This window comes from Paenibacillus sp. FSL R10-2788, from assembly GCF_038003885.1.
Lineage (GTDB): Bacteria > Bacillota > Bacilli > Paenibacillales > Paenibacillaceae > Paenibacillus_AQ > Paenibacillus_AQ odorifer.
This window is the reverse complement of sequence record NZ_JBBOQA010000001.1, coordinates 1,409,425-1,435,752: the sequence shown is the minus strand read 5'-3', so window position 1 is coordinate 1,435,752 and position 26,328 is coordinate 1,409,425. Positions and strand designations below refer to the sequence as shown.

Genomic DNA, 26,328 nt, shown 5'->3' with positions numbered 1-26,328 from the left:
CCGTTTCTTATGCTCTCGTATTGTTCCTTAACATCTTCAGTCCGTACGCAATCAGACCCACTGATAATAAGATCGTGCCGATGTTGATCTCAGTCAGCATATCCCAAAGGGTAGGGAAAGCTGTGATTACCAACATGAGGAATCCAGCAACAACACAGCCGATTCCCACCCAAGCTGGATTGATCTCTTCATGCGGATATCCAGGCATAGAGGACATCCCCATGGTCCAAGGGGCTCCGAAGCTGTCTGGATGAAACATCATTCGTTCGTGTTCAGCAGCAGTTATTTTCATCCAAGCCGCCTTCTGCAGGGCATCAAACAATTGATAAAACCACAGCGCCGCCAGGGCAAACGGGAAGATCAAGGGCTCGGACGGAATAAACATTATACATAAGGACGCCCCGATCATAAACTGTAAACCCTGCTTTTTAAAGCCTAAGTACAAATGACCTACTCCAGGTACCATAGCCAGCATAAAAGTGAGCCAACGTCTCTTCTTAATCATAATACATCCTCCTAAAATTTGGGTAGCAAAACTTTAGCCAATTTAAACATCTATTAATGATCAATTATTTTATTTCTATCTCCCAAAGCCACCAAACCACTGGGTTACTGAATTCGACATATGGCCGTTTATTTCGGTAATGCCATAGGCCAAATTCTCAAATACCCCAAACTGCAACAATAACAAACTGAGGCAAGCAGCCACTCCATAATGAATCCATGAGGTTTTTGGGGCAGAACGACGTCTTACATTTGTCGCCTTAGTCGCTCGTGATCTGCGCCCTGTTTCGAGCTGCTCAATATGTGTCATAACATCTGCTGCGAGATCCGGGAAGTCCATCTGCGCCTGCAGCTGTTCTCTGTCAGCATCCATTTCCGACCACAGCTCCGACATTGCTTTGGCTTCCTCCAGCCACTCTGCGCAATCAGGACATGACTCTATGTGCAATCGGATACTCAGCTCCATCTCTGGAGACAGTAGGCCGTCTATATAATGTGGCATCCATTCCTTCACTATTGCACAATTCATCGCCATTCCTCCCTTTGTTTACGCATCATCTGTCTGGCTCGATAAAGCTGCGATTCGATTGTTTTCACGGAAACTCCCTTTTGCTCTGCAATCTCTTGGTAGGAATTCCGCTGAAAATAGTACAGCTGGACGACCGACCGGTACGGTTCCGCCAGACTGTTCACATTCTCTCCTAATTCAGCTGATGTTTCCTGCTCAAGTACCTCATGCTCCGGAGTTTGAGACGTTACCCAATCATTTTCTGTGTAATCAGCTGCACTTCGGTACTTCCACTCCCTATCGTTGGCCCGTTTCCAGTCCAGACAGGTGCGGTAGGCAATCCGATACAGCCATGTCGAGAAGGAGGACTGTCCTCTGAAAGAGGGGAGCGCTTTATATGCTTTTATAAAAACCTCCTGGGCCATATCTTTGGCCGATTCGGCTTCCCCTGTGATTTTGACGCATACTCTGTATACCATGCCTTGGTAACGTGTCACCAAATGCCCAAAGGCTTGATGTTGACCGTTCAGCACAGCAGCAATCCATTCTGCCTCTTCCAGCTTTCTCCCCTCCTTCACCTTCATAACGTTAGACGCCAGACAATCCTTCCCCCCTGCAACCTATGCATAAATTTTTTTGAATTTTTTGAAATAGGCCGAAGAGAGGAATATATAGTTTGTTGTCGAATAATGTTTAACTATTATGACTAAAAGAAAACTCTTCTTAATTATCGCATTGTTTCTTATTATACTCACTGGATTTCGTATCCTATGGGTAATGATTTCTCCACACACCACACAACCAACATTGATCAATGGGGTGTTGGATTTACGGGATCAAAATATGAATCCGGACAAACTTCTTATTTTAGATGGGCAGTGGGAGTTCTACCCGGGTATGCTGCTTCCTTCATTCAACGAACAATCTCTAACCTCTGCTCCTACAAAATATATACAAGTCCCGGGGAACTGGAAAGATGCACTTAGCGATAGCGATAGTGATAAATCTGCTTATGGCTACGGCTCCTATCGACTACGTGTGCTTACAGATAATAATAAGAAGCAATCTTATAGTCTTCTCATTTCCGGAGCTCGCTCTTCTTCAGAAGTGTATATCAATGGTGAACGGCTGGGCAGCTCTGGCACTCCTGCTGAGAATAAAGAGCACTATATCCCATACATACTGCCTTATTCAGTATCCTTTACAACCGATAAAAGTGAGATTGAAATTGTGATCCATGTAGCCAACTATTCCTTCTCCCAAACGGGGGGAATTTCTAAAACGATTGTATTTGGCAGCGAAAAAGCTTTAACACAGGAAAGACTGCTATCTATTAGCCTACAGTTGCTATTATGTGTTGTTCTACTGCTGCACGCTGTATATGCTGTTATTTTATATATAATTGGGCTGCGGCAAAAGATGTTGATCTATTTTTTTCTGCTGGTAATATCCGCTATAACTACCGTACTCATAGATGATGACAGGCTTTTATTGCACGTACTTCCCTTGAACTATCAATGGAATTTCAAACTATTTTTTATCTCTTATATTGCTGTATTTATTTTTATCCTGCAGACAAGCAAACATCTTTTGTTCGCGGATTTAAAAATAAAAAGTATTCGTATCCTAACCATCCTGTCCATAGTAGACATCCTGTTCATATTATTTGGACCCGTTGTTCACTATTATGAATTTCACACACTGATTTTCGGCATAAATTTATTAGTTTTAGCATTAGGTGTCGTAATTCTTTTTCTGAGATCTATTGTTAAAAATTACGAAGGCTCTATTTTCCTGTTGTTATCCATGCTTGCCATCGTTAACAGCACACTTTGGGGAATGTTCAAGAATTATAACTGGGTCAACGTTACCTATTATCCTTTTGATCTAATTATCGCCTTTTTGTGCTTTGCGACTTTTGGATTTAAGCGATATCACTGGAATACTAAGGAGACAGAAAAACTGGCGCACAGCCTGCAGAGAAGTGTTACGCAAAAGGATGTTTTTTTGGCTAACACCTCACATGAATTAAAAAATCCGCTGTACAGTATCATTAACATTGCCGAAACTGTTCTGGACAGCGAGCGTGACACTGTAACGCATCAAAATGCTGAGAATTTAAAACTGCTCATTACCGTTGGAAGACGTATGTCCCTTCTGGTAGACGATCTGCTGGATCAATCCCAGCTCCGTGAAAGCAATATACAATTGCAGCTCAGAGAACTTAAGATTCAATCCTTCGCAGTGGGTGTGCTTGATATGTTCAAATTCTTAATTGAAGGGAAATCTTTAACCTTAATCTCAGAAATACCAGATTCATTCCCTTCTATTGTGGCTGATGAAAAAAGACTCATTCAGATCTTGTTCAATCTGCTTCAAAATGCTGTTAAATATACGACTGTAGGCACGATAAGAATCCATGCAGATATTCATAAAAAATCGGCGCAGATTCATATTACGGATACTGGTCTTGGCATGAACGAGGAGACGTTGCTCAGAGCTTTCCAGCCCTATGAACAGGGCGACTCCAGCATGAACGAAGTTAGCGGTGGCATCGGGCTTGGATTAAGCACCAGCAAGCAGTTAGTTGAACTTCACGGCGGGAAAATAAGTGTAGTCTCTACACTTGGAGAAGGTACTACCTTCACATTCACAATGCCGTTATACGATTCAACCAGCCGGGTATTGAATTCAGAACTGCCCTCTATGACTGAATTCTCGGACACGCCATCTATGATCACTTTATCCAAATTAACCGCGCCGGGTATCGTTTCATCAGCCCATGGAAGGAGACCCAAGCTTCTGGCTGTAGATGATGATCCGGTTAATCTAAAAATACTTACCAACGTACTTTCCATCAAGGACTATGAAATCGTTACGGTGACCAGCGGAAACGATGCTTTACTATTGCTGGATACCGCTCAGTGGGATTTAATTATTACAGATGTAATGATGCCACAAATGTCCGGGTATGAACTGGCGCATAGAATTCGTGAACGTTACACCATTGCTGAGCTTCCCATTTTGCTTCTGACGGCACGAAACCAACCAGAAGATATTTATACCGGATTCATTTCAGGTGCAAATGACTATGTAATGAAGCCTATGAATGCAATAGAGCTGAAGGCCCGTGTACGCTCCTTAACAGATCTAAAACAGTCCGTAAACGAACGGCTTCGTGTGGAAGCTGCCTATCTTCAAGCGCAAATACAACCACATTTCTTGTTCAACACATTAAATTCAATATCCGCGTTGGCCTCTTTTGATATTAATAGAATGAGTCACCTTGTGGATGCCTTCAGCTCTTATTTGCGTTTAAGCTTCAATTTCCTGAATGCTGAGCCTATGATACCGATTGAACGAGAGCTTGAGCTTGTTCATGCCTACCTCTACATAGAGAAGGAGCGCTTTGAAGATAGGATGACCATTCATTGGGATTATGAGGAAAGCTTGCATTTTCAGCTGCCGCCTCTGACTATACAGCCACTGGTTGAAAATGCTGTCCGGCACGGTATTTTGAGTCGCTCCCAAGGAGGAACGGTGTCCATAACCATTAAGGAACAAGCTGGCGATATTGAAATCACGATATCAGACAATGGCCAAGGCATGAAAAACGAACAACTCCAGCAGTTGCTCAGCAATCCGTCTAATGATGTACGAGGAATCGGATTTTTAAATACACATAAACGGCTGTTGCGGGTCTACGGAAAAGGGCTGCAGATTAAAAGCTCCGAAGGGAAAGGAACTTCTGTGAGTTTTATTATTCCTTCTGACAAAAAAAATCCGATTCGAAAACTTTCTGATTAACAGACAAACTATTGTGAACCCAAATATCAAGTAAGGATTCGACGTATTTTTGGCTAAAATACTATATCTGAGTGGTGATTAATAATGATTCAGGCAATATTAGTTGACGATGAACGGCTTGCCCTTGTGAAATTAGAGTTTATGTTAAAAAAAATACCATCCATACATATAGCCGCTTCCTATACGGACCCCTCGCAGGCCATTCAAGAGGCTCCGTCTTATCATCCTGACGTTATTTTTATTGATATTGAAATGCCTGAAATTAATGGTCTTCAAGCTGCGGAGATGCTCCAAGAGACCTGTCCAAACGCAAATATTATCTTTGTTACCGCGTATAACCATTATGCTGTGGAAGCCTTTGAGATCAATGCGCTCGATTATATTTTGAAGCCTGTGCGAAATGACCGACTACTGAAGGCCGTCCAACGGTTAGAAGAAAGATTGTCACTTGCCCCAAAACTCATCATTGCAACAGAAGAGGTAACCATTCGTTGTCTTCAATCGCTTCGTTTTGAACGAGGTGGACAATCTCTGAATAATCTGCGTTGGAGAACCTCTAAGGCCCAAGAGTTATTTGCTTTTTTGCTCCATAATCGCAACCGCTTTGTAAGTAAAGACATGCTGATTGAACTGCTGTGGCCTGACTTTAATCTGAAAAAGGCTTCTACCCATCTCTATACAACAATTTATCAAGTCCGGCAATGCTTAAAGCAGAATGAAGTCGACCTGCATATCAGCAACCTTAGCGGGGGGGAAGGCTATACCCTTGAAACCGGATCAATGTTGATCGATGTAGATAAGTGGGAACAGGGGATTCTGGCTCTGGAAACCATTAGTGAAGTTAATTGTGCGGAGCATCAAGTTTTATTCGAGCTTTATTCTGGAGATTACTTTGACGATTATGATTATTTATGGGCCGAAAGTGAGCGGCAACGCCTTCGTACCATTTGGCTGCACCATGCAATGGGCATTGCCCAATTTTATATAGAAAGCAACAGAATTGCCGAGGCCGTTACTGTCTATCAACGAGTAGTGCAGCTGCAGCCTTATTTTGAACAAGGGCATTTAGGATTAATGAAGGTCTACGACAGTATTGGAGAACGTTCCGCTGTGGAAGAGCAGTACAAGCTGCTCAAGGATTTGTTCCAAAAGGAACTTAACCTTGGCCTTCCAGCCAGCGTTGAGCACTGGTACGAGCAATGGGAACAGTTTAACCATAGAGTGCGATGAGCTAAATACCCTATCAAGACATAATAAAGACACCCGGATAAAACCGGGTGTCTTTATTATTACCTTCCTAGTTATTACGTTTGAATCGTCTTGTTAATACAAACCCTAGTAGTACCAGACTTCCACCTACCAAGTAGATCGGAAATGCGCTGTCTTCTCCCGTTTTCGGAAGCTGAGTCGGTTTATTGCTGTTATTTCCTGGCTTAGTAACTGTACCCTTTGGTACTTCCTCCACATCAATTTCTATGAGGATTTCTTCTTCATTTCCATTCTCATCTGTAACAATAATGGTGAACTTATCTTTACCAATATAGCCCGGATCAGGTGTGTAGACCCATTTGCCATCCTTAGTAATAATTACTTTACCATGTCCCGGCTCATCTCCCAGGCTTGGCACTCCCCCAAGTGGAATTTCACCTTCAATAGGAACATCTTCATTGGTAATCTCTTTCTGCACAGGTGGAGTTACCTGCGGAACAACAGGCGTACTAGTTGCCACAGGCTGGCTTGGAGTAGCTGTTGGCGTTGCTGTCGACACTGGCGTTACCATCGGTGTTGGTGAAGGTGTTGCCACCACAACTGGTGTTGGTGTTGGCGTAGAAGTAACGACTACTTCCGGAGTCGGTGATGGTGTCCAGATAGGACCTGTCGGTTCCTCTGGCGTCGACGTTGGTGTTGCTGTTGGTGTCGACGTTGGTGTTGCTGTCGGCGTCGACGTTGGTGTTGCTGTTGGCGTCGACGTTGGTGTTGCTGTCGGCGTCGACGTTGGTGTTGCTGTCGGCGTCGACGTTGGTGTTGCTGTCGGCGTCGACGTTGGTGTTGCTGTTGGTGTCGACGTTGGTGTTGCTGTCGGCGTCGACGTTGGTGTTGCTGTCGGCGTTGGTGTTACTGTTGGCGCTGGCGTTGGTGTTACTGTTGGCGCTGGCGTTGGTGTTACCGTTGGTGCTGGCGTTACGGTCGGTATAGGCGTTGCTGTTGGTGTCGGAACTTTGTTTTTAACCTGAAGGCTTATCCCTGTCGTCGAAGAAATAGTCACTTCATGTGGTGTTTGATCAAGAACATAACCAGCAGGTGCTGTTTTCTCAATTAATACATATTTCCCACCTGTCAGTTTGGTAAATTCAAGTATCCCGTTTGTATCCGTCGTGCCTTCCTTAATCCAGATCTTATCGGCATCAACTACGCGATACAGATCAAAAACGGCCCCACTTAACACCTTGCTGGTATTCCCGTCTTCTACTTTGGTAATCGTCAACGGTCCTCTTACGCCGCTTCCTGTACCGGAGCCGCTAGAGAGCTTAACGATAATTTCCTCGGTGCTTACACCTGGAACTACCTTGATGTTTTTACCATCAAAACTAACCTGATTGGTTACCTTATCATTGTTTTGTGCTGTGATCAGGGAATCATATTTTAAAATATAAGCTTCGGAAATATCCTTCAGGAAACTAAGCTTAAAGCTTTCTTTTCCGTCATTATCCGTTGTGATTTCCAGCTTATAATCTGTACCACTCACCAATTCTTGGTTGGTGGATGTTACATCCCCATTGCTTGCAACTTTCGTTTTGTAGACATGGAATGTATTGGACAGCAGGATTTGATTGTCGCTTGGAATATCCGTAATTACCGCTTCTTTTACAAAAGATTGGTTACGGTTGATGTAAACCGTCCAATGTATTTTATTGCCATCCTGCGCACCTTCTTTGTTAACATATTCCCCGCCCTGAGGGATATTAACAGAAGCTTGCAGTTTAGCGGACTCTACTTTCGTACCATCATATAACGTAGCTGTATTTTTAATTTCATTTGAATCAATCGCTTGATCCGCGAACGTTGTTTTGAAAGTGACGTAGAACGCATAATTAATCGTTTTATTAAATGTCACCTTCAGCTCACTGCCATCCAGCTCCACTTTATAGTCCGCGGAATTCACACTAGCTTGAGGAGAAGGATTTCCATCCTTTCCATACTCCCATTTATTCACTTTCACAGAATCCATATTTACAACTTGGCCAGCTGAAATGGTATCAACCAGTTGAGCTTGGTTTAACGTTTTCTGATTATAATTAGCCCCAATGTTCCAAGTGATTTCCTTAGTTACAGCATTGTAGGAACCACTCTTCTTCCCATTGTTTTTAACCTCATCTCTTGGATTAAAGGTTACGGTCGCTTCTTTATGCTTAGACTCCTGCACCCCATTAACCGTTTCTTTCCAATCGAGTGCACCTGTATTAGTGAATTGAGTTTTGCCCGGAGCCAGCCAATCATAGTTAAAGCTTGTTGTATAAGTAATTGTGTAAGGCTCATTTATCGGCGCATTAAAAGTAATCACAAATCCATCGTTTACTGCAGCCGGATCATGCGCATTGTAAACAACACTATGGACGGTAGCAGTTCCGCCTTTAGTTGGTTGAACCTTTAATGTACCCGGAACAAGCTTTAATCCGGCATTGCCAAAAGTGTCCGTCACCACTAAATTTTCCATAGTCTTGCTGTCGTCGTTAATTTGGATAGTCCAATCAAGGGTCTTAGTCGCATAATTAACGTTGCTATAATATTTATGGAGAATTTGCTGCTTGATATCACTGTAACCCGTTTCTGTTTTTCCATCATAAGTAACTTTGTTCGTAATCTTGCCATCATCAAATACTCTGCCATTTGCCTTTGTCTGATATTCAATACGGTAGGCAGAATTTATATCATTGTTAAATTTCAGATCAAAACCATTTAATCCCGTTGCAGTTGTTGGAGTTATTGTATATTCGCTTGAAGCGATTTCCGCGCTTTTAACCCCGTTGCCATTACTGTCGATCGTTACAGGATAAACTTTAACCGAGCTGAGAATTAGATCTTGGGTGTTATTGAATGTATCCTTCAAAATAGCATTTGCCGCTAAAATTGTTTTTTCATTGTAATTGAAATTAACAGCCCAGGAAATCACCTGATTCGCTGCATCGTAATTGATGGACTCTTTCGATAGTGGTTTGCCACGTCCTACTGTAACTGTAGTGCTAGCCTTTTTAGAAAATCCGTTATCTCCTGTTAAGACTGCCTCATTCAAAAAGGTTTTCGCATCTACACCAGTACCAGTAATATCCGTAGAGAAGCCAATCCGGTAAGCCTTAGTAAGCGGGTTATCCGCAAATTTCAGCTTTAACTCTCCCAAAGTGGATCCTGTCACATCATACTTGCTGCTGTCCACTAGATTGCCAAGACTCACAGTCCCATCGACCTTCACATCAAGTTCATAAACAGCAATAGATACCGTATTCAGTGATAATCCCGCAGGAAGTGTGTCGGTGACAACTGCATTTTTTACGCTTTCCAGTGCCTTATTCACATCAACCGTCCAAGCGATGCTTGTTGGGTTATAATACTGCGGCTTAGGCGAACCGTCTTTTTCTATAGTAGAGCTAACCTTCGGCTTAAAATTAAGCTCAATAGTCTGAGTACCGCCTTGTATCGGGAAAATCAGGGTTTGCTTCGTGGAGCCTGTAATTTTCTTGGAGCTCAAAAGCGACCTTACGGAGAAAGTCCCTCCCACTTTATCGTGAGTTTCGATATAAGCATTAAATGTAAATACAACGCGGTTAGTATTTTTGTCGACGGTATAAGTCCCTACAGGCTCATCGTCAAAAATAAGATCACCATTCAGATCGTTATAAAGTTCAAACTGTGTTGGAAGATCAAAGGTATAGGTGGACCCATCCTTATATCCATGCCCATCTGGAAGTGACCATGTATAGTTCAATTCCGAATAGGAATCAAGTTCATATACGCTTTCTGTAACCGTATTTGTGTATTTATCATCAGTGTATACAGCAAGCGTAACACTAGTAATGAGGTCATCTCCAATTACAGTACCGTTGCCACTCGCATATGCCTGCGAATTGACTCCAAAGCCAAAGCTGTAAGCCCATTGCGTCACAAGCAAGAATACTACGAGCAATGCGCTAATTTTCTTTTTTGATAACATTATTAAAAATGCCTCCTTTATCACTCCGTTTATCGTGCTTTTCCTAAGCTTTATCCTTTGAATCCCGTACTCTACTCCCCCGCATTAACCTCCTTGACTCTTTTTCATGATATAAATTTGCAACCTAACAACTATTGTAAATAGTCCATCTATACATAATCTGAACAGCGTCCTATTGCAGTCTTGGAGATCTTTTTATTGCAAAAAAAAACAGGGATATGCGCAATAACTCGCATATCCCTGTCGTATTTACTACTTAGTGGAAAATAAAAATAACATTGTACATCTTATAGACTAGCGTGATCACGTTTGGTGTAAGTCTTACGCTTCTCCAGAAGCTTGTTCAGCGCATCAATATAAGCGCGGGCACTTGCTTCTAGAATATCGGTGCTAAGTCCACGGCCTTGTGCAGCTACTTCTCCCTGCGAAAGCACCACATGAACCTCACCCTGCGCATCTTTACCACGGGAGACCGATTTAATCGAATAATCTCCAAGGGTAACTTCCTCATTCGTAGCTTTATCAATAGCATTGTAGATGGCATCTACTGAACCATTACCTTCGGCCTCAGCTACAATCGGCTGGTCTTCCGGACCCGCAATGATAACCTTGGCGGTTGGAACAGCTTCATTACCATAAGTAACGAACATCGTTTGCAGCTTAAAGACTTCTGGCGTATCAATTAATTTCTCTTCAATCAAAGCCAAAATGTCTTCATCTGATACTTCTTTTTTCTTATCTGCCAAATCCTTAAATCTAGAAAAAGCGGTGTTCAGCTCTTCTTCGGACAAATCATACCCAAGATCACTCAACTTATCGCGGAAAGCGTGCCGTCCAGAGTGTTTGCCGAGTACCAGCTTGCTCTCTTTAAGTCCAATAGTCTCCGGTGTCATGATCTCGTAGGTAGTTTTCTCTTTTAGCATCCCGTCCTGGTGAATACCCGATTCATGAGCAAATGCGTTAGCTCCTACAATCGCTTTATTCCCTGGAACCACCATACCTGTCAGCTTGCTGACCAGACGGCTTGTGCGAGAGATCTCAGATAACGTAAGCGATGTTTTTGCACCAAAAAATTCAGCCCGTGTCTCAAGCGCTAGCGCAACTTCTTCAATCGCTGTGTTCCCGGCACGTTCACCGATACCGTTGATCGTTCCTTCGATCTGATCTGCACCATTCTGAATCGCAGCCAACGTATTTGCTGTAGCCATACCAAGATCGTTATGACAATGGGCACTAAGCTGTACGCGTTCAATATCAGGCACATTCTCTTTTAGATATTTAAAGATAGCTCCGTACTCCGAAGGATTCAAATAACCTACAGTATCCGGGATATTAACAACATTAGCGCCTTCCCGGATAGCCATGCCGACCATTTCAGCCATGAAATCATACTCCGTACGGCCCGCGTCTTCTAATGAAAACTCGAGCTTAGGGAAATATTTTTTAGCGTATCGGATAGCAGACTGTGCAGTTTCCAGCACCTGAGCCTTATCCATCCGTAGCTTATGCTGGCGGTGAATAGGAGATGTAGCCAGAAAAATATGAATACAAGGGTCCTGCGCTCCCTGTAGTGCTTCTTTTACAGCATCAATATCTGTCTCTCTAGAACGAGAAAGGCCGATTACCGTGACGTTCTTCACAGCTCTTGCCACCGCATTAACAGAAGCTAGATCACCTGGAGAAGCTGCAGGAAAACCCGCTTCCATGCGATCAATTCCCAGCTTCTCTAACTGGTAAGCGATCTCCACTTTCTCACGCGTGTTGAGGTTCACACCTGGTGACTGCTCTCCATCTCGCAGTGTCGTATCGAACACATAAATTTTCCGCATGCTAAGCACCTCCCAAAAATTGTGCTGAAACTCTCAAATGCGGCTCGCAAAGTCACGGCCGCATTTGAAGGTAATACTATTTAATCATAAGTATGATTATGATTATTTCTTAATCCAGTGCATCATTTCACGCAATTGGCTACCTACAACTTCTACTGGGTGAGCAGCTTCGTTGCGGCGAGTAGCGGTAAGGAAAGCACGTCCGGATTGGTTCTCAAGGATAAAGTCACGAGCGAATTTACCTTCTTGAATATCTGTCAGAACAGCTTTCATAGCTTTTTTAGTATCTTCAGTTACAATACGTGGTCCAGTTACATAGTCACCGTACTCAGCAGTGTTACTGATAGAATCGCGCATGCTGGACAATCCGCCTTCGTATACCATGTCAACGATCAGCTTCAATTCGTGCAGACATTCGAAGTAAGCCATCTCAGGAGCATATCCTGCTTCTGTCAATGTTTCGAAGCCAGCTTTGATCAGTGCGGATACACCACCGCAAAGTACAGCTTGTTCACCGAACAAGTCAGTTTCGGTTTCTTCACGGAAGGAAGTTTCGATAACCCCTGCGCGTGTACAGCCGATACCTTTTGCATAAGCAAGACCGATTTCTTTAGCTTTTCCAGTTGCATCTTGTTCGATAGCAATCAAGCCAGGAACGCCAAAGCCTTCAACATAAGTACGACGAACCATGTGACCTGGAGATTTTGGTGCTACAAGCAGCACGTCTGCATCTTTAGGAGCAACGATTTGTCCAAAGTGTACGTTAAAGCCGTGGGAGAACATCAAAGCTGCGCCTTTTTTAAGGTTTGGTTCTACTTCATTTTTATATACCGAAGCCTGTGTTTCATCTGGCATTAGGATTTGCACAACATCTGCACGGGATACTGCTTCAGCTACTGGCAATACTTCAAAACCGTCATTTTTCGCAGTTTCAAAAGATTTACCTTCACGAAGACCGATGACAACTTGAAGACCACTGTCACGCAGGTTTTGTGCTTGGGCATGTCCTTGGCTACCGTACCCGATTACCGCAATTGTCTTTCCTTTTAATACACTAAGTTCTGCATCCTGTTCATAGTACGTTGTAACTGCCATTGTCAATATCCTCCTTTAATTTGAGACCCATCATAAAGAGCGGGTGCTTCAAGAGAACTGGATTCATAGAAGATCTAGCTGCTCCTCAAGCTCCCGCTCTTTAGCGGGAAGTTCATTCATATCATATCAGATTAATGCAATCAAGCAGTAATCCGTTAAAGTCGCAAAATAAAATATTTAAGAGTTACCGCGTACCATAGCCGTAATACCCGTGCGAGACAGCTCTCTGATTCCATAAGGTTTCAAAAGCTCGATCATCGCATCAATCTTCACTGTATCTCCAACTACCTGTACTAACAATGTAGTGCTGCCAATATCAACAACTGAAGCCCGGAAGGTTTCTACAACGCCCATAATTTCCGGACGCTCACTTGGATCAGCATTCACTTTAATCAGAGCCAGCTCACGAGCAACCATTGGCTTAGATCCAAGATCAACGACTTTAATTACATCAATTAACTTGTAGAGCTGCTTCTCGATTTGTTCAAGCGTATGCTGGTCTCCAAGAGTAACGATAACCATCCGGGACAATCCAACCTCTTCAGACTGGCCAACCGTAATACTCTCAATATTAAATCCGCGGCGACCGAACAAACCCGACACCCGTTGAAGCACACCCGGCTGGTCATTTACGAGTACAGAAATCGTATGTCTTGTCACTGTTATTCATCCCCCATCAGCATATGATCGATGGTTGAACCTTGAGTTACCATCGGGTAGACATTCTCGTCTTTTGGAACAACGAATTCTACCAATACTGGACCCGGTGTTTCCAGTGCCTTCTGCCATGCATCACGTGCTTCTTCCTTATTCGTCGCCCGTAGACCTTTTACGCCATAGGCCTCAGCCAGCTTAACGAAGTCCGGACTGCCTGCGAGATCTGTAAAGCTGTAACGTTTATCATAGATAAGATTCTGCCATTGGCGAACCATGCCAAGCACCTGATTGTTAATTACTACAATTTTGACTGGTATATTGTTAATCGCACATATTGCTAGCTCTTGGGAACACATTTGCATGCCGCCATCACCATTAATCGATACTACCAACCGTTCAGGATGTGCCATCTGTGCACCGATAGCTGACGGGAATCCGAAGCCCATCGTTCCAAGACCGCCTGAAGTAATCCATGAACGCGGATGATTAAACTTATAGTATTGTGCAGCCCACATTTGATGCTGACCAACATCCGTTGTGACAATCGCTTCACCTTTAGTGGTGTCATTGATCATTTCAATCACCCATTGTGGTTTAAGCTCTGTTTCTGAATCCTTATACCGAAGCGGCTGATCTAGCTTCCACTGAGCAATCTGTGTTCTCCAAGCATCAGCATTAGATGCGCGTCCAACCTCAGGATTCAGCATTTCCAATACAGTTTTCACATCGCCTACAATCGGAATATCAGGCGATACATTTTTCCCGATTTCTGCAGGGTCTATATCGATATGCACGATTTTGGCTTTTGGCGCGAAGCCGTCCAGTCTGCCAGTAACACGATCATCAAAACGTGCACCGATATTAATGAGCAAATCGCACTGTTGAATCGCATTATTCGCGGTATACGTACCATGCATACCCGGCATTCCCATCCAAAGTTCTTCTGCACTAGGGAAAGCTCCGAGACCCAGCAAGGTTGTAGTAATTGGAATCTCTGTCCGTTTCACGAATTCGAACATAGCTTCATGTGCTCCGGAGTAAATAACTCCACCACCTGCAATGATAATCGGACGTTCAGCAACCGCAATCGCACGAACCAATTTATCAAGCTGCAGTTTGTTTGGAACTGTACAAGGATTGTAGCCCCGAAGATTCACTGTTTTCACTGGTGTGAACAACGTCTTCGCTGCTGACACGTCTTTCGGAATATCGATCAACACTGGACCTTTACGACCGGTATTCGCCACATGGAAAGCTTCATGTATAACACGCGGGAGATCCTCAACATCTCTTACAAAGTAGCTATGCTTAGTGATTGGCATCGTTATCCCGGTAATGTCTGCTTCCTGGAAAGCATCTGTACCGATCAGGCTGGAGAATACGTTACCTGTGATTACAACCAATGGAGTGGAGTCCATATATGCTGTAGCAATACCTGTTACAAGATTCGTTGCTCCGGGACCCGAGGTAGCAATACATACCCCTGGTTTGCCACTTGCTCTAGCGTAACCGTCAGCTGCATGAATAGCACCTTGCTCATGACGTGTTAACACGTGATTGAAATCCGTAAAACCGTACAATGCATCATAGATGTACAATACAGCTCCACCCGGATATCCGAATACAGTGTCTACACCTTCTAATACAAGGCTGCGGAGTAATATCTCGGAACCGGAAATGACCTCCGGCTCCATCCATTTTTCTTTTAACTGCTCAGTAGACCGTAATTCCGGTATTTGCGCGCTCATCAGTATTCCTCCTCCGATATTTAACATTCATTATGCAAATGACGGACCGTCCTTTATACATCAGCAAATGGTTCCTTATAAAACAAAAAAACCTTTCGCCTCCCACGCACAGTATTAGCGCGTGAGGGACGAAAGGTTGATCTTCCGTGGTACCACCCATGTTTGCATTACATCTCGCGATGCAACGCCTTATCAGGTATACAAAAATCCATCGATGTAGGCAAGGGCCCTAATCTCTGTAACCTGAAGTCCCTAACGCGGACTAAACGATTTCCCCTAATAATTCCACCACTCTAGCCAGTGGACCTTTCAGGAAAACAGCTCCGAGGTGAGCTCGTATATAAGGGATTTCGGTGGAGGTTGCAGCAGATCCTCACACTCTCTGAGCAAAAGAGCCCTTAAAACTTCGTCCTCATCATTGCCGATACATGTATGTTCGATAAAATGTTTAGACACATTATATGATTCCTAACATGGATAAGTCAATACCCTTATTTTTAATATTGTCACAACTCCTACTTCTACGTGCTGGGAACCCCCACCCCGCTCCCGACATATGATGTACGACAATGCGTAGAAAGGGGGCGCTCTATGATCCGTTATCGTCGACCCAAGCAGGATGACGTCATTATCCTTGATTTAATCGAGCGACAGCTTGTACCATTATCTCATTTGCCAAAGACTGAAATTGCCAAAATCAAAAAAGATATCCCCCGTCGTCTGGGACACGGTATCACCTTAGTCGCCTGTCCCGACTATGAGAGTGATCCAATGGGGTTTGTCCATTTCCTGCTGCATGGTGATTTACTTTATATCGATATGTTAGCCATAGCACCCGCAGCACGGCGCAAACACTTGGGGAATATGCTCATGGATCGAGCAGAACGATTTGCACTATCACGCGGATGTCATCGGGCTAAGGTATCCGTCGATTTAGGAAATACAGCAGCTCTTGCCTTTTATCAAAAATTGGGCTACAGCGTAGCCCGTTATCAATCCCTAAGCTTCTGTTACGAACTGGAAAAAAGGTTCATCTAATTAAATCAAAACTCAACTGAACTTAAAAGAATCCGAAAGGTGGATAGGGTGTGCCTCCGTACCCATAGCCTCCATAAGGATTGCCATAGCCAGGACCTCCACCATAAGGTACTCCACCGCCATAGCCACTACCAAAAGCATAAGGTGCTGTACCAATGGCAAGCAAATCAAACAACACTAAAGGAATGATTGCTTTGGTTTGTACTTTTTTACCACTTACGCGTTGTAATATCAGACGATTTCCGGATACACGCAGCAGTTTACCTGTCACCTGAGTACCGTCTTTTTTTACTGCAATGATCTGCTTACCTACGAGTCTCATAACTTGCTTCTTCGTAACTGGCTTAGTCATATGATCCCCTCCTAAATGTTTTGTACGCCTCTCATTCGCATCATCTACAAAACAGTCTATTCGTTGGAAAGGACCTTCGCCTGTACACTTGCCCTCCTACCTCAATGTTTATCCTTGCTGATCCTAATAAAAAAGCCGTATTTCCGGGAAAAGACCGGAAATACGGCTTTGAAAAGTTACATTTCTATCGCTTACCAGGATCGTATGGCTGTCCTAATGCCTTAGGAGCAGAGGAACGGCCTACAGCCCCTACCAGTACGATGATAGTCAGTACATAAGGGATCATAAAGATAAACTCTTGAGGAATATTTTGTGACCACTCATACAATTGAACATAGTTGCGAATCGCTTGGGAGAATCCGAAGAATACCGCTGCACCAAAGGCGCCAAGTGGATTCCATTTCCCAAAGATCATCGCTGCAATGGCGATAAAACCTTGACCAGAGATTGTATTATGTCCAAAGGTTCCGGTCGTTGTTAAAGTGATTGTAGCCCCACCAATACCCGCCATCAATCCACTCAACATTACACCGATATATCTCATCCGATTAACTTTTACACCTAGTGTATCTGCAGCACTTGGATGCTCACCTACAGCACGCAAACGCAATCCAAATGGCGTCTTAAACAGAACCAAATAAATAACGATGACCAGTATTATGGCCAAATAAGTTGTAGGATAGGAATTAAAAATCCCTTCACCAATCACTGGGATTTTGGAGAGCCCAGGAATTGCAACCTTGCTGAATCCGTCAATGATCGGAGTTTCAGCAGATCCATCAAACAGGAGCTTAACCATGTAGAGCGTGCTGCCTGCAGCTAAAAAGTTAATAACCGTACCACTAATCGTCTGATCAGATTTAAAGGTTATAGATGCAACCGCATGAATTAGTGAGCCTAGCACACCAACAGCTATAGCACAGAGTACACCAACCCAAGGAGCCCATTCGCCCATTCCAGCGTCCTGAGCATAATAACCGCCTACTGCTGCCGCAAAGGCACCAAACATCATCAAACCTTCAAGTCCAATGTTTACGACACCGGAACGTTCAGAGAAGATGCCGCCAAGTGAGGCAAAAATGAGCGCTGTGGAAAAAACAAGCGTTGTATTAAGCAGTTGACCTAACGTCTGCAGATCCATCTATAACACCTTCTCTTTCTTGCGCTTGAAGTAAAAGGGCTTAAGCACCCAGCGCACAATCCCTTGTGCCGCAATAAAGAATATGATTGAACCAATAACGATACGAATAAGCTCCGGTGGAACATCTGCAGCAAAACTCATACCCGCAGAACCATAAGTCAGCGTACCGTAGAGAATCGCAGCCAGAATAACACCAAGTGGATGTGTTAAACCAAGAAGAGCAACGGCGATACCATCAAATCCATATCCTGGCGATGCCGCGAAAATAGCTTGATAATGGAATACACCAAGCACCTCTCCTGCTCCGGCCAGACCGGCGAATACACCACTTATGAACATTGCCTTCATAACGTTACGTCCAACATTCATCCCTGCATATTCGGCAGCATGTGGATTGTAACCAACTGCACGCATTTCGTAGCCCTGCTTGGTCTTCCATAAGTACACATAGAAGAATACCGCTGCAGCAAGAGCAATAGCTGTACCCCAGTGTAGACGTGCATTATCAAATATCGAATTCAAAAAGGTCATGGAAAGTGAAGCCGGAATATCCTCGGAACGATTTTGTCCTGGAAGCAACAAAAAGTTTCTAACGATATAATTCGACAGGTAAAGAGCGATCCAGTTTAACATGATTGTGGTAATAACTTCATTAATCCCACGTTTTGCTTTCAAATAACCGGCAATCCCTGCCCATAAACCACCGCAGAGACCCGCAATAATTACAGCAAGCGGGACAAGCAGGAAGGACGGCAGACCTGCCATCTTAATACCCACCACTGTTGCCGCTGTCATACCAATCATTACTTGGCCATCTGCCCCGATATTAAACATCCCTGAACGGAATGCGAAAGCTACGGCTAGCCCTGTAAGCATTAATGGTGTCATTTCGCGCACAGCTTCACCAAAGTTATACAAATTACCAAACACCCGTTTGAACAGTGCGGAGTAAGCAGTTATCGGATCATAACCGCCCAGAAGCATAACTATTGCTCCCACAAGAAAACCAAGCACGATGGCAACCAGAGGAACGATGTAGCTGTCAGTTGTGAAGATTTTTTTGAACTTATTCAACTGCCTTACCTCCCCGCTGCAAGCTGCCTGCCATCATAAGACCCAGTTCCTGATCATTCGTATCTTGCGGGAACACTTCACCGACAATTTTCCCTTCATAGATAACAGCGATTCTGTCAGAGACGTTCATAATCTCGTCCAATTCAAAGGAAATAAGTAGAACAGCCTTTCCTTGATCACGCTGAGCTATGAGTTGCTTCTGAACAAATTCGATAGCCCCAACATCTAGACCGCGTGTAGGTTGTGCGGCAATTAACAATGTCGGATTTTTATCTATTTCCCGCGCAATAATCGCTTTCTGTTGATTTCCGCCGGATAAAGAACGGGCTTTGGTCTCTATTGAAGGTGTACGTACATCAAATTGCTCTATAAGCTTCGCTGCGTACTTATCAATGACATCATTTTGCAAAAAGCCATTTTTGTTGTAAGGACTCTTATAATAAGTTTCCAAAACCATATTCTCACTCATGGTGAAATCAAGCACTAACCCATGCTTGTGGCGGTCCTCAGGAATATGAGAGACATTCATCTCTGAAACCTTCCGCGGTGATAAATTAGCAATTTCATTGCCAGACACGGTAATCGAACCCGAATCAATTTTGCGCAGACCTGTAATGGCCTGGATCAACTCACTTTGTCCATTGCCATCTACGCCAGCAATCCCGAGAATTTCCCCTGCTTTAACTTCAAAGCTAAGACCATCCAGTACGGAGACCCCGTCTTTACTCTTACTGCTGACATCCTTCAGTTTGAGTACAGATTGACCAACCTCAGGAGCTTTCTTGTCCACTTTGAAAGTTACGCCACGCCCAACCATTTTTTCAGCTAGCTCATTAGGGTTAGTCTCTGCGGTATTCACAGTATCAATTACTTTCCCACGTCTAATAATGGTGACCCGATCAGATATTTGCATGATTTCTTTAAGCTTATGCGTGATCAAAATAATGGATTTTCCCTCTGCAACAAGCCGCTTCATAATCGCCATGAGTTCCGTAATTTCTTGAGGCGTAAGTACTGCGGTCGGCTCATCAAATATGAGAATATCCGCTCCACGGTACAGGGTCTTCATAATCTCTACCCTTTGCTGCATACCTACCGAAATGTCATGAATAACGGCATTTGGATTCACTTGCAGGCCATATTGCTCCGATAGCTTCCGAACCTGTTCCGCAGCGGATTTATAGTCAATTTTAAGACCTTTTTTCGGCTCCATCCCAAGAACAATATTCTCGGTCACCGTAAAAGGCTCCACAAGCTTGAAATGCTGATGAACCATACCAATACCAAGCTCAATAGCTTTATTGGGGTTATCAATAATAACCGGTTTCCCGTCGATTTCAATACTGCCTTCATCCGGTTGATACAATCCAAATACAATATTCATTAAAGTGGACTTGCCTGCACCATTCTCACCAAGCAATGCAAGAATTTCACCCTTTTTAAGCGTCAAGCTAATGGAATCGTTAGCAACAATACCGGGAAAGCGTTTTGTGATTTGCTTCAACTCTACGACAGGAGCCGCAGCACTCATGGAATCACCCTCATCACAGAATATATAACTACCTTATAGACACGGATGTACCGCCCTTTGTAAGGCGGTATATCTATGTTCCTCATATCATAACCAGTGCTTTAACAAGGAATAAGGCCAGCACAACACCGGCCTTATTCTTTGATCCTTATTGTAATGCAATAAATGGAGACTAACTATTACTCGGAAGGAACAGTGATTGTTCCATCAATGATTTGTTTTTTGTATTCTTCAACTTTAGCCAGGATCTCTTCAGAAACGTTGTCCTTAGTATCAGAAATACCTACACCATTATCTTTCAGACCAAGAACGGTTGTAGTACCACCCTTGAACGTACCGTCAATTACTTCTTTAGAAACTTTAAGAACAGCTTCGTCTACACGTTTGATCATGGAAGTCAAAGTAACGTCAGTACCAAACTCGATGGATTGGTCTTTATCTACACCAATAACCCATACTTTAGAACCGCCTGCTTTGTTACGAGCTTTAGCTTCGTTGAATACGCCATTTCCTGTTTGTCCAGCAGCAGGGAAGATAATGTCGTTTCCGTCGTTATACAATGTAGCTGCAAGAGATTTACCAACGTCTGGTTTGTCATAACCACCAGCATAAGTAGGTGTTACTTTAGCTGAAGGGTTAACTGCTGCTACACCAGCTTTAAAGCCAGCTTCAAAACGTTTGATTACAGGGCTTTCCAGACCACCGATGAATGCAACTTTGTTAGTTTTTGTAGTCAGACCAGCAACCACCCCAACCAAGAAAGAACCTTCATTTTCGGAGAAAGTAACGGAAGCTACGTTAGGAGCTTCAACTACGCTATCAATGATAGCCAAGTTAGCATTTGGGTTCTCAGTAGCTACTTTTTTAATTGCGTCGCCAAGATCAAAACCAATACCCCAAGTCAAGTTGTATCCATCTTTAACGAAGGAGTTAAGGTTTGGCTCATAGTCAGCATTTGATTTACTTTGCAAGTACTTAACGCCACTACCTGTTTCTTTTTCAAGAGCTTGCAATGCTTCCCATGCGGATTGGTTAAACGATTTATCGTTTACGCCACCAATGTCAGTAACCATACCAAATTTGAAATCGGATTTAGGTGCGTTTGTTCCTGCATTGGTTCCTGCATTAGTTTCACCTTTAGCGGCGTTGTTATTGTTGTTTCCACAGCCTGTCAAAACGACTGTAAGAGACAGCAACATTGCAAGAGATAGCTTTAAACCTTTTTTCATTGAATGTAATCCCCCTTAAAATATTGGATGTCTTCTGTGTTCTGCTTGGACATTCCATTAGTTCAAATTATAACTGCAATAAAATCTAAAATCCAGTGCATAAATGACCTCAGGTCAATAATAATTTGCACTTTTTAGCAAGTAACCGCTTTCCATGACATAGCATGTTACAGTTATGTCTGGTTAATGTCAGAAACCCTGATTTTACTCTGTATAGTATTCCAACACATTACAAATATTATTGCACACTTAAGTGTTTTCTATTATTATGATTCCTTAGTAATTGCACTTGAAAGGAAGTTATCAGATCATGACCGAAGAAATAAATCCACAAACATCACCGGCCTTCAAATATTGCCGTGAATCCCGTGTCTTCAAAACCGGACGCGTTTTCCCTAATGATGTCAATAATCACAAAACATTATTCGGCGGCAAGCTTATGAGCGGCATCGATGAAGTAGCCTCCATTTCAGCTATGCGCCATTGTCGAACTAACGTCGTCACAGCCTCTACAGACTCTGTAGACTTCTTGAGACCCATTCGGCCTACTGACTCCGTATGTTTTGAATCCTTCGTCTCCTGGACTGGACGGACAAGCATAGAGGTGTTTGTAAAGATCATTTCAGAAAATCTATATACTGGAGAGCGCGCTGTCGCTGCCACTTCATTTCTAACCTTTGTCGCAGTCGAAGAGGATGGCACACCTACTCCGGTTCCAGCTATTATCCCAGAGACAGACGAAGAGAAGCTGATCAATGAATCCGCTAATGAACGTTCCGAGCTGCGAAAAGTACGCCGCAACATCAGCAAAAAGCTCGCTGCTCAATTAAATACCATAAAGTATTGGGAATAGTTCTGCATCCGCAGAGCTTTTTCTTTTATGTAGGGAAACCCAATGCTGCTTCCTACCTATCTTACCGCACAAAAAAGCACCGCTGCATGGGCAACCCGCAGGCGGTGCTTTTCGGTTATATTACAACACTTACGCGTTGATTTTCTCTTTAGCAATACCAGCCAAGGAGTTGAATGCGTTAAGATCATTCACAGCCAGATCAGCCAGCATCTTACGGTTAACTTCTACACCAGCCAATTTCAGGCCGTATACAAGCTTGCTGTAAGAAAGACCGTTCAAACGAGCTGCTGCATTAATACGAACGATCCACAGTCTGCGGAAGTTACGTTTAGTTTGACGACGGTCGCGGTAAGCGTAAACCATCGATTTCATTACTTGTTCTTTAGCTGTTTTAAAAATACGGTGTTTAGAACCGAAATAACCTTTTGCCAATTTCAACACTTTTTTATGTTTACGACGAACTACAAATCCGCCCTTAACTCTTGCCATATTAATAAACCTCCCAAAAATGTGTAATAAACTATTTCAAGTTAGCCAATCCTTGTTTCAAACGTCTTACATCCCCAGGGGCCATTACTGGATTTCCGTTCAGAACGCGCTTAGCGCGTTTAGATTTGTGGGACAGCAAGTGGTTTTTGTGAGCTTTGTAACGTGTTACTTTACCAGTTCCGGTAATTTTGAAGCGGCCTTTCAGGCTGCTGTGTGTTTTCATCTTAGGCATGGTGTTTCCTCCTTGAATATTATGCGGCGCCAAATTGCAGATAAGCAAGTGACTCCAGATTTATTGAGCTTTAGGAGCCAAAATCATAATCATGCTGCGGCCTTCCAGCTTTGGCTGGCGCTCAACAACAGATATATCAGCCACTTCGTTCTTCACTCGTTCGAGGATTTTTTGGCCGATATTCGCGTGTGTAATCTCACGTCCGCGGAAACGTACGGAGCACTTCACTTTATCGCCCTCACCCAAGAACTTGATCACATTGCGGAACTTAGTTTGATAATCATGTTCCTCAATGTTAGCACGGAACCAGACTTCCTTGATATCAACGACCTTCTGGTTTTTACGCGCTTCCTTCTCTTTCTTCTGCGTTTCATAACGGAACTTGCCGTAATCCATGATGCGGCATACCGGCGGCTTAGCCTGTGGTGCTACATTGACTAGATCCAGATTAAGATCGATCGCCATTTGCAGCGCTTCGCGGATCGGTTTAATTCCGATTTGCTCACCTTCCGCACCAACCAACCGTACCTCTTTGGCCCGAATTTCATCATTGATCATATGTTCCTTACTGATAACTCTCCACCTCCGGATCTTTTTAACAACTATTCTCACGTAACTCCATAAAAAAGGGGTGCCGGTAACACCCGACACCCCGTGTTTGATCAACGTTCATGAACATTAACATTCATAAAGCATTGAGATCAAAACCAGCCGGCGAATATGCCAGTCAGGTGAGAAGCAGGTGCTTCTTCTTGCAATCCCTATGATTTGCGTACTTGAATACTATACACCACACTATTTGGGGTGTCAATCCTTTTATGCAGAAATTTCGTGAACTTTATACCTGCTTACTTTGTACCTCTTCAAGTCGTACTACGCGAGTATGCTTGGTATGGCTCCATTGCTTATTGTTCTGCGTGAAGAACGCATAGAACGTAATCGGATACCACGAGATCAAGTAGATCGGGAAGAATACAAGATAAGCATATACTTTCTTGAACGTAACCTTCTCCAATGCCATCGCAATACCAAAAGTCACCAGATTGGCGCCAATAGCTAGGAAGCTGAGCCAGATCGGCAAGCTGCCGTAAATGTTAGCGATATTCGGTCCGTTAAAGAACGCCATATCCACCCACATTACCGCCGTCATTAAAAAAGTGAGCAATACAATATATACATTCGCTCCATAAAGCGCGAGGTCAAACTTCGTTAAGCTGCGTTCTTTAATACTTTGCCAAAGCAATGGAAAAAAATAACGGCGAGCAACAGTGAAGTGCCCCTGCATCCAACGCAGACGCTGTCTTGAGGAGGCCTTGAAGGTTAACGGCTTCTCATCAAATACCTTTGCATCATAATTGAACTTAGGATATACACCATGTGCTGCACTACGCATCGTAAACTCCAAGTCCTCGACCAAACTTGTAGCTCCCCAGCCCATTTCTTTAAGAAGTGTGGTCTCAAAACACATTCCGGTTCCGCCAAGGAAGTTAGCCATATTTAAATTATGGCGTGAAAGTTGCCACAAACGGTTAATATACCAGTACGAAATACCATAAGCAGCTGTAATCCAGGAATCCTCTGGATTCTTGGTATCGATATAACCTTGGATTACCCGTGCACCTGAACAAAGATCATTATTCATCTCCATCAGGAACTCAGTATGCGCCAAGTTATCGGCATCGAACATGACAACAGCATCATATTGCCGCGGCATAGCCCACAGCTCTTTAAGCATCCATTCTATTGCGTAGCCTTTACCTCTCAGATTTGCATTGGTGCGGACACAAGCGTTCATGCCGTGTTCTCTAACGATGCGAGCTGTACCATCTGTACAATTGTCACAAATTACAAATACATCGTACAGTTCTGATGGATAATTAAGCTGCTTCAGATTCTCCATTAATGCGCCGACAACTTCTTCCTCGTTATGTGCGGCAACAAGTACGGCAAAAGATTTTTCCGGCTTATACTGCGTCTTTTTCTTTTTCCTGTGCAGCCCGAATAATGAAAACGTAAACTGATAGACTGCGATTGCTGCCAAGATCACTTGGAGCGTAACAAACAGTGCGTCTGTCATGACCTTTTGATGCCCCCTTTTTTCACTCTTGGTGTTCTTTTTTTTCTCTCTAGCTTGCTTGACGTTCTTTCTGACCCTTTTGTTGCATCCCTTAACAATAGACCAAGAGTATTCTTATTCTCGGCAGACTTCACAATTTTTATATATGCTGTTTAAAAGAATTCTATGGATTCCTTTTTTTGAATCCTTATTTATCTCTTACCCTTTTAAACAGGCTTAGTCTGCTTGAATCATTGTAAAGCGTAATAGTGCTCTAAGTCAAAACTGGCAAATTTCGAGTAAACCTGAGCTTTTCCTTGAAATGAACTACCTTTAAAAAGTATGATTAAGACAGATCTAAGCTATAGAACGGATTACTGCATTAACATCTGTTAACGGTAACCGGACTAGCGGAGGGAATTAGATATGAGACATTTATTCATGAAACTACATCTCTGGGAGCGGCATCTTTTTAAGTGGATCAACGGACGAATGCATAATCGTTTTTTGAACTTTTGGCTCTTTTACCTTACTCATTTGGGTGGAGCTACAAGCACGATTGTTATCAATATACTGATATGGGTATTAGCTCCTGAGCCTTGGAGAACTACAGGTTTACAAGCCTTGACAGCACTAGCTGTCAGCCATATACCCGTAGCTATCGCCAAAAAGCTGTACCCGCGAATGCGTCCATATCTGGCGTTACCGGAAACCAATACTTTTCGTAATCCATTAAAGGATCATTCTTTTCCATCTGGTCATACTACAGCTATCTTTGCTTCTACGGTCCCTTATATGCTGGCGTTTCCTGCTATGACCGTTATTCTGCTGCCGCTAGCTTGTATTGTCGGATTTTCTCGTATTTATCTTGGATTGCATTATCCATCGGATGTTATAGCTGGCGCAGTGATCGGTTCCTGCGTAGCAGCTGGTACTATAGCCTTATGGATGTGAAGCATTTATTGTTAATAACCGGGAA

The 26,328-nt window shown here is 43.4% G+C and carries 22 protein-coding genes; 5 read left to right on the top strand and 17 right to left on the bottom strand.

Going from position 1 to position 26,328, the window contains the following annotated elements; all coding sequences use genetic code 11:
• Positions 1 to 7 precede the first annotated feature (7 nt).
• The 3 genes from NSQ50_RS06325 to NSQ50_RS06315 all read right to left on the bottom strand — a co-directional run bounded on the left by NSQ50_RS06325 (position 8) and on the right by NSQ50_RS06315 (position 1,596).
• Positions 8 to 505 carry a hypothetical protein gene (locus tag NSQ50_RS06325; protein WP_036680114.1) on the bottom strand — a complete coding sequence of 166 codons (498 nt, stop codon included), beginning with the start codon at positions 503 to 505 and terminating at the stop codon, positions 8 to 10.
• Positions 506 to 580: 75 nt separating this feature from the next.
• Positions 581 to 1,033 (bottom strand): anti-sigma factor family protein, encoded by a 453-nt coding sequence (locus tag NSQ50_RS06320; protein WP_038569222.1) that lies wholly within the window; start codon positions 1,031 to 1,033, stop codon positions 581 to 583.
• Complete coding sequence (locus NSQ50_RS06315; protein WP_051491104.1) at positions 1,030 to 1,596, bottom strand: RNA polymerase sigma factor; 567 nt, start codon at positions 1,594 to 1,596, stop codon at positions 1,030 to 1,032. Before NSQ50_RS06315 ends, NSQ50_RS06320 begins: the two co-directional genes overlap by 4 nt.
• Positions 1,597 to 1,714: 118 nt before the next feature.
• Here NSQ50_RS06315 and NSQ50_RS06310 point away from each other — a divergent pair, with 118 nt between their 5' ends.
• Positions 1,715 to 4,819: a hybrid sensor histidine kinase/response regulator gene (locus NSQ50_RS06310; protein ID WP_076225101.1), complete on the top strand. Its 3,105-nt coding sequence runs from the start codon at positions 1,715 to 1,717 to the stop codon at positions 4,817 to 4,819.
• 84 nt (positions 4,820 to 4,903) lie between these two features.
• Positions 4,904 to 6,049: a response regulator gene (locus tag NSQ50_RS06305; RefSeq protein ID WP_051491105.1), complete on the top strand. Its 1,146-nt coding sequence runs from the start codon at positions 4,904 to 4,906 to the stop codon at positions 6,047 to 6,049.
• Between the two features lie 67 nt (positions 6,050 to 6,116).
• On the opposite strand, the gene NSQ50_RS06300 is transcribed toward NSQ50_RS06305, so the two are convergent.
• The 5 genes from NSQ50_RS06300 to ilvB all read right to left on the bottom strand — a co-directional run bounded on the left by NSQ50_RS06300 (position 6,117) and on the right by ilvB (position 15,354).
• A complete protein-coding gene (locus NSQ50_RS06300; protein WP_340889083.1) occupies positions 6,117 to 10,025 on the bottom strand; it encodes a collagen binding domain-containing protein in 3,909 nt (1,302 codons plus the stop codon).
• Between the two features lie 287 nt (positions 10,026 to 10,312).
• Entirely contained in the window at positions 10,313 to 11,854 is a 1,542-nt protein-coding gene (locus NSQ50_RS06295) for a 2-isopropylmalate synthase (protein WP_038569217.1), read from the bottom strand.
• Between the two features lie 102 nt (positions 11,855 to 11,956).
• A complete protein-coding gene (ilvC, locus tag NSQ50_RS06290) occupies positions 11,957 to 12,949 on the bottom strand; it encodes a ketol-acid reductoisomerase (protein ID WP_036679485.1) in 993 nt (330 codons plus the stop codon).
• Positions 12,950 to 13,126: 177 nt separating this feature from the next.
• Complete coding sequence (gene ilvN, locus NSQ50_RS06285; RefSeq protein WP_170914191.1) at positions 13,127 to 13,615, bottom strand: acetolactate synthase small subunit; 489 nt, start codon at positions 13,613 to 13,615, stop codon at positions 13,127 to 13,129.
• Positions 13,612 to 15,354 (bottom strand): biosynthetic-type acetolactate synthase large subunit, encoded by a 1,743-nt coding sequence (ilvB, locus tag NSQ50_RS06280; protein ID WP_036679490.1) that lies wholly within the window; start codon positions 15,352 to 15,354, stop codon positions 13,612 to 13,614. The genes ilvN and ilvB overlap by 4 nt, the downstream gene beginning before the upstream one ends.
• A gap of 591 nt (positions 15,355 to 15,945) precedes the next feature.
• Here ilvB and NSQ50_RS06275 point away from each other — a divergent pair.
• Positions 15,946 to 16,392, top strand: a complete 447-nt coding sequence (locus NSQ50_RS06275; protein ID WP_036679492.1) for a GNAT family N-acetyltransferase — start codon at positions 15,946 to 15,948, stop codon at positions 16,390 to 16,392.
• 22 nt (positions 16,393 to 16,414) lie between these two features.
• Here the strand turns inward: NSQ50_RS06275 and NSQ50_RS06270 are convergent, their stop codons facing one another.
• The 5 genes from NSQ50_RS06270 to NSQ50_RS06250 form a co-directional block, all read right to left on the bottom strand.
• Positions 16,415 to 16,744: a hypothetical protein gene (locus tag NSQ50_RS06270; RefSeq protein ID WP_038569211.1), complete on the bottom strand. Its 330-nt coding sequence runs from the start codon at positions 16,742 to 16,744 to the stop codon at positions 16,415 to 16,417.
• Between the two features lie 184 nt (positions 16,745 to 16,928).
• Complete coding sequence (locus NSQ50_RS06265) at positions 16,929 to 17,885, bottom strand: ABC transporter permease (RefSeq protein WP_036679496.1); 957 nt, start codon at positions 17,883 to 17,885, stop codon at positions 16,929 to 16,931.
• Entirely contained in the window at positions 17,886 to 18,959 is a 1,074-nt protein-coding gene (locus NSQ50_RS06260; RefSeq protein ID WP_036679498.1) for an ABC transporter permease, read from the bottom strand.
• Positions 18,952 to 20,490, bottom strand: a complete 1,539-nt coding sequence (locus tag NSQ50_RS06255; protein ID WP_036679500.1) for an ABC transporter ATP-binding protein — start codon at positions 20,488 to 20,490, stop codon at positions 18,952 to 18,954. Before NSQ50_RS06255 ends, NSQ50_RS06260 begins: the two co-directional genes overlap by 8 nt.
• Positions 20,491 to 20,669: 179 nt before the next feature.
• Positions 20,670 to 21,719: a BMP family lipoprotein gene (locus NSQ50_RS06250; RefSeq protein WP_036679503.1), complete on the bottom strand. Its 1,050-nt coding sequence runs from the start codon at positions 21,717 to 21,719 to the stop codon at positions 20,670 to 20,672.
• Positions 21,720 to 22,029: 310 nt separating this feature from the next.
• On the opposite strand from NSQ50_RS06250, the gene NSQ50_RS06245 reads away from it, so the two are divergent.
• On the top strand, positions 22,030 to 22,572 hold the full coding sequence (locus NSQ50_RS06245; protein WP_052096840.1) for an acyl-CoA thioesterase: 543 nt from the start codon (positions 22,030 to 22,032) through the stop codon (positions 22,570 to 22,572).
• A 129-nt stretch (positions 22,573 to 22,701) separates the two neighbouring features.
• Here the strand turns inward: NSQ50_RS06245 and rplT are convergent, their stop codons facing one another.
• From rplT to NSQ50_RS06225, 4 genes are all read right to left on the bottom strand, one after another.
• The gene (rplT, locus tag NSQ50_RS06240; protein WP_036679505.1) at positions 22,702 to 23,061 is read right to left on the bottom strand and encodes a 50S ribosomal protein L20; all 360 of its coding nucleotides are present in this window, start codon (positions 23,059 to 23,061) and stop codon (positions 22,702 to 22,704) included.
• Between the two features lie 31 nt (positions 23,062 to 23,092).
• Positions 23,093 to 23,293, bottom strand: coding sequence for a 50S ribosomal protein L35 (rpmI, locus tag NSQ50_RS06235; protein ID WP_036679507.1), 201 nt, complete (start codon positions 23,291 to 23,293; stop codon positions 23,093 to 23,095).
• Between the two features lie 60 nt (positions 23,294 to 23,353).
• Positions 23,354 to 23,851, bottom strand: a complete 498-nt coding sequence (gene infC / locus NSQ50_RS06230) for a translation initiation factor IF-3 (protein ID WP_036679510.1) — start codon at positions 23,849 to 23,851, stop codon at positions 23,354 to 23,356.
• A 280-nt stretch (positions 23,852 to 24,131) separates the two neighbouring features.
• Positions 24,132 to 25,370 carry a glycosyltransferase family 2 protein gene (locus tag NSQ50_RS06225; protein WP_036679513.1) on the bottom strand — a complete coding sequence of 413 codons (1,239 nt, stop codon included), beginning with the start codon at positions 25,368 to 25,370 and terminating at the stop codon, positions 24,132 to 24,134.
• Positions 25,371 to 25,775: 405 nt separating this feature from the next.
• Here NSQ50_RS06225 and NSQ50_RS06220 point away from each other — a divergent pair, with 405 nt between their 5' ends.
• Complete coding sequence (locus NSQ50_RS06220; RefSeq protein WP_036679516.1) at positions 25,776 to 26,303, top strand: phosphatase PAP2 family protein; 528 nt, start codon at positions 25,776 to 25,778, stop codon at positions 26,301 to 26,303.
• The last annotated feature ends 25 nt before the right edge of the window (positions 26,304 to 26,328 follow it).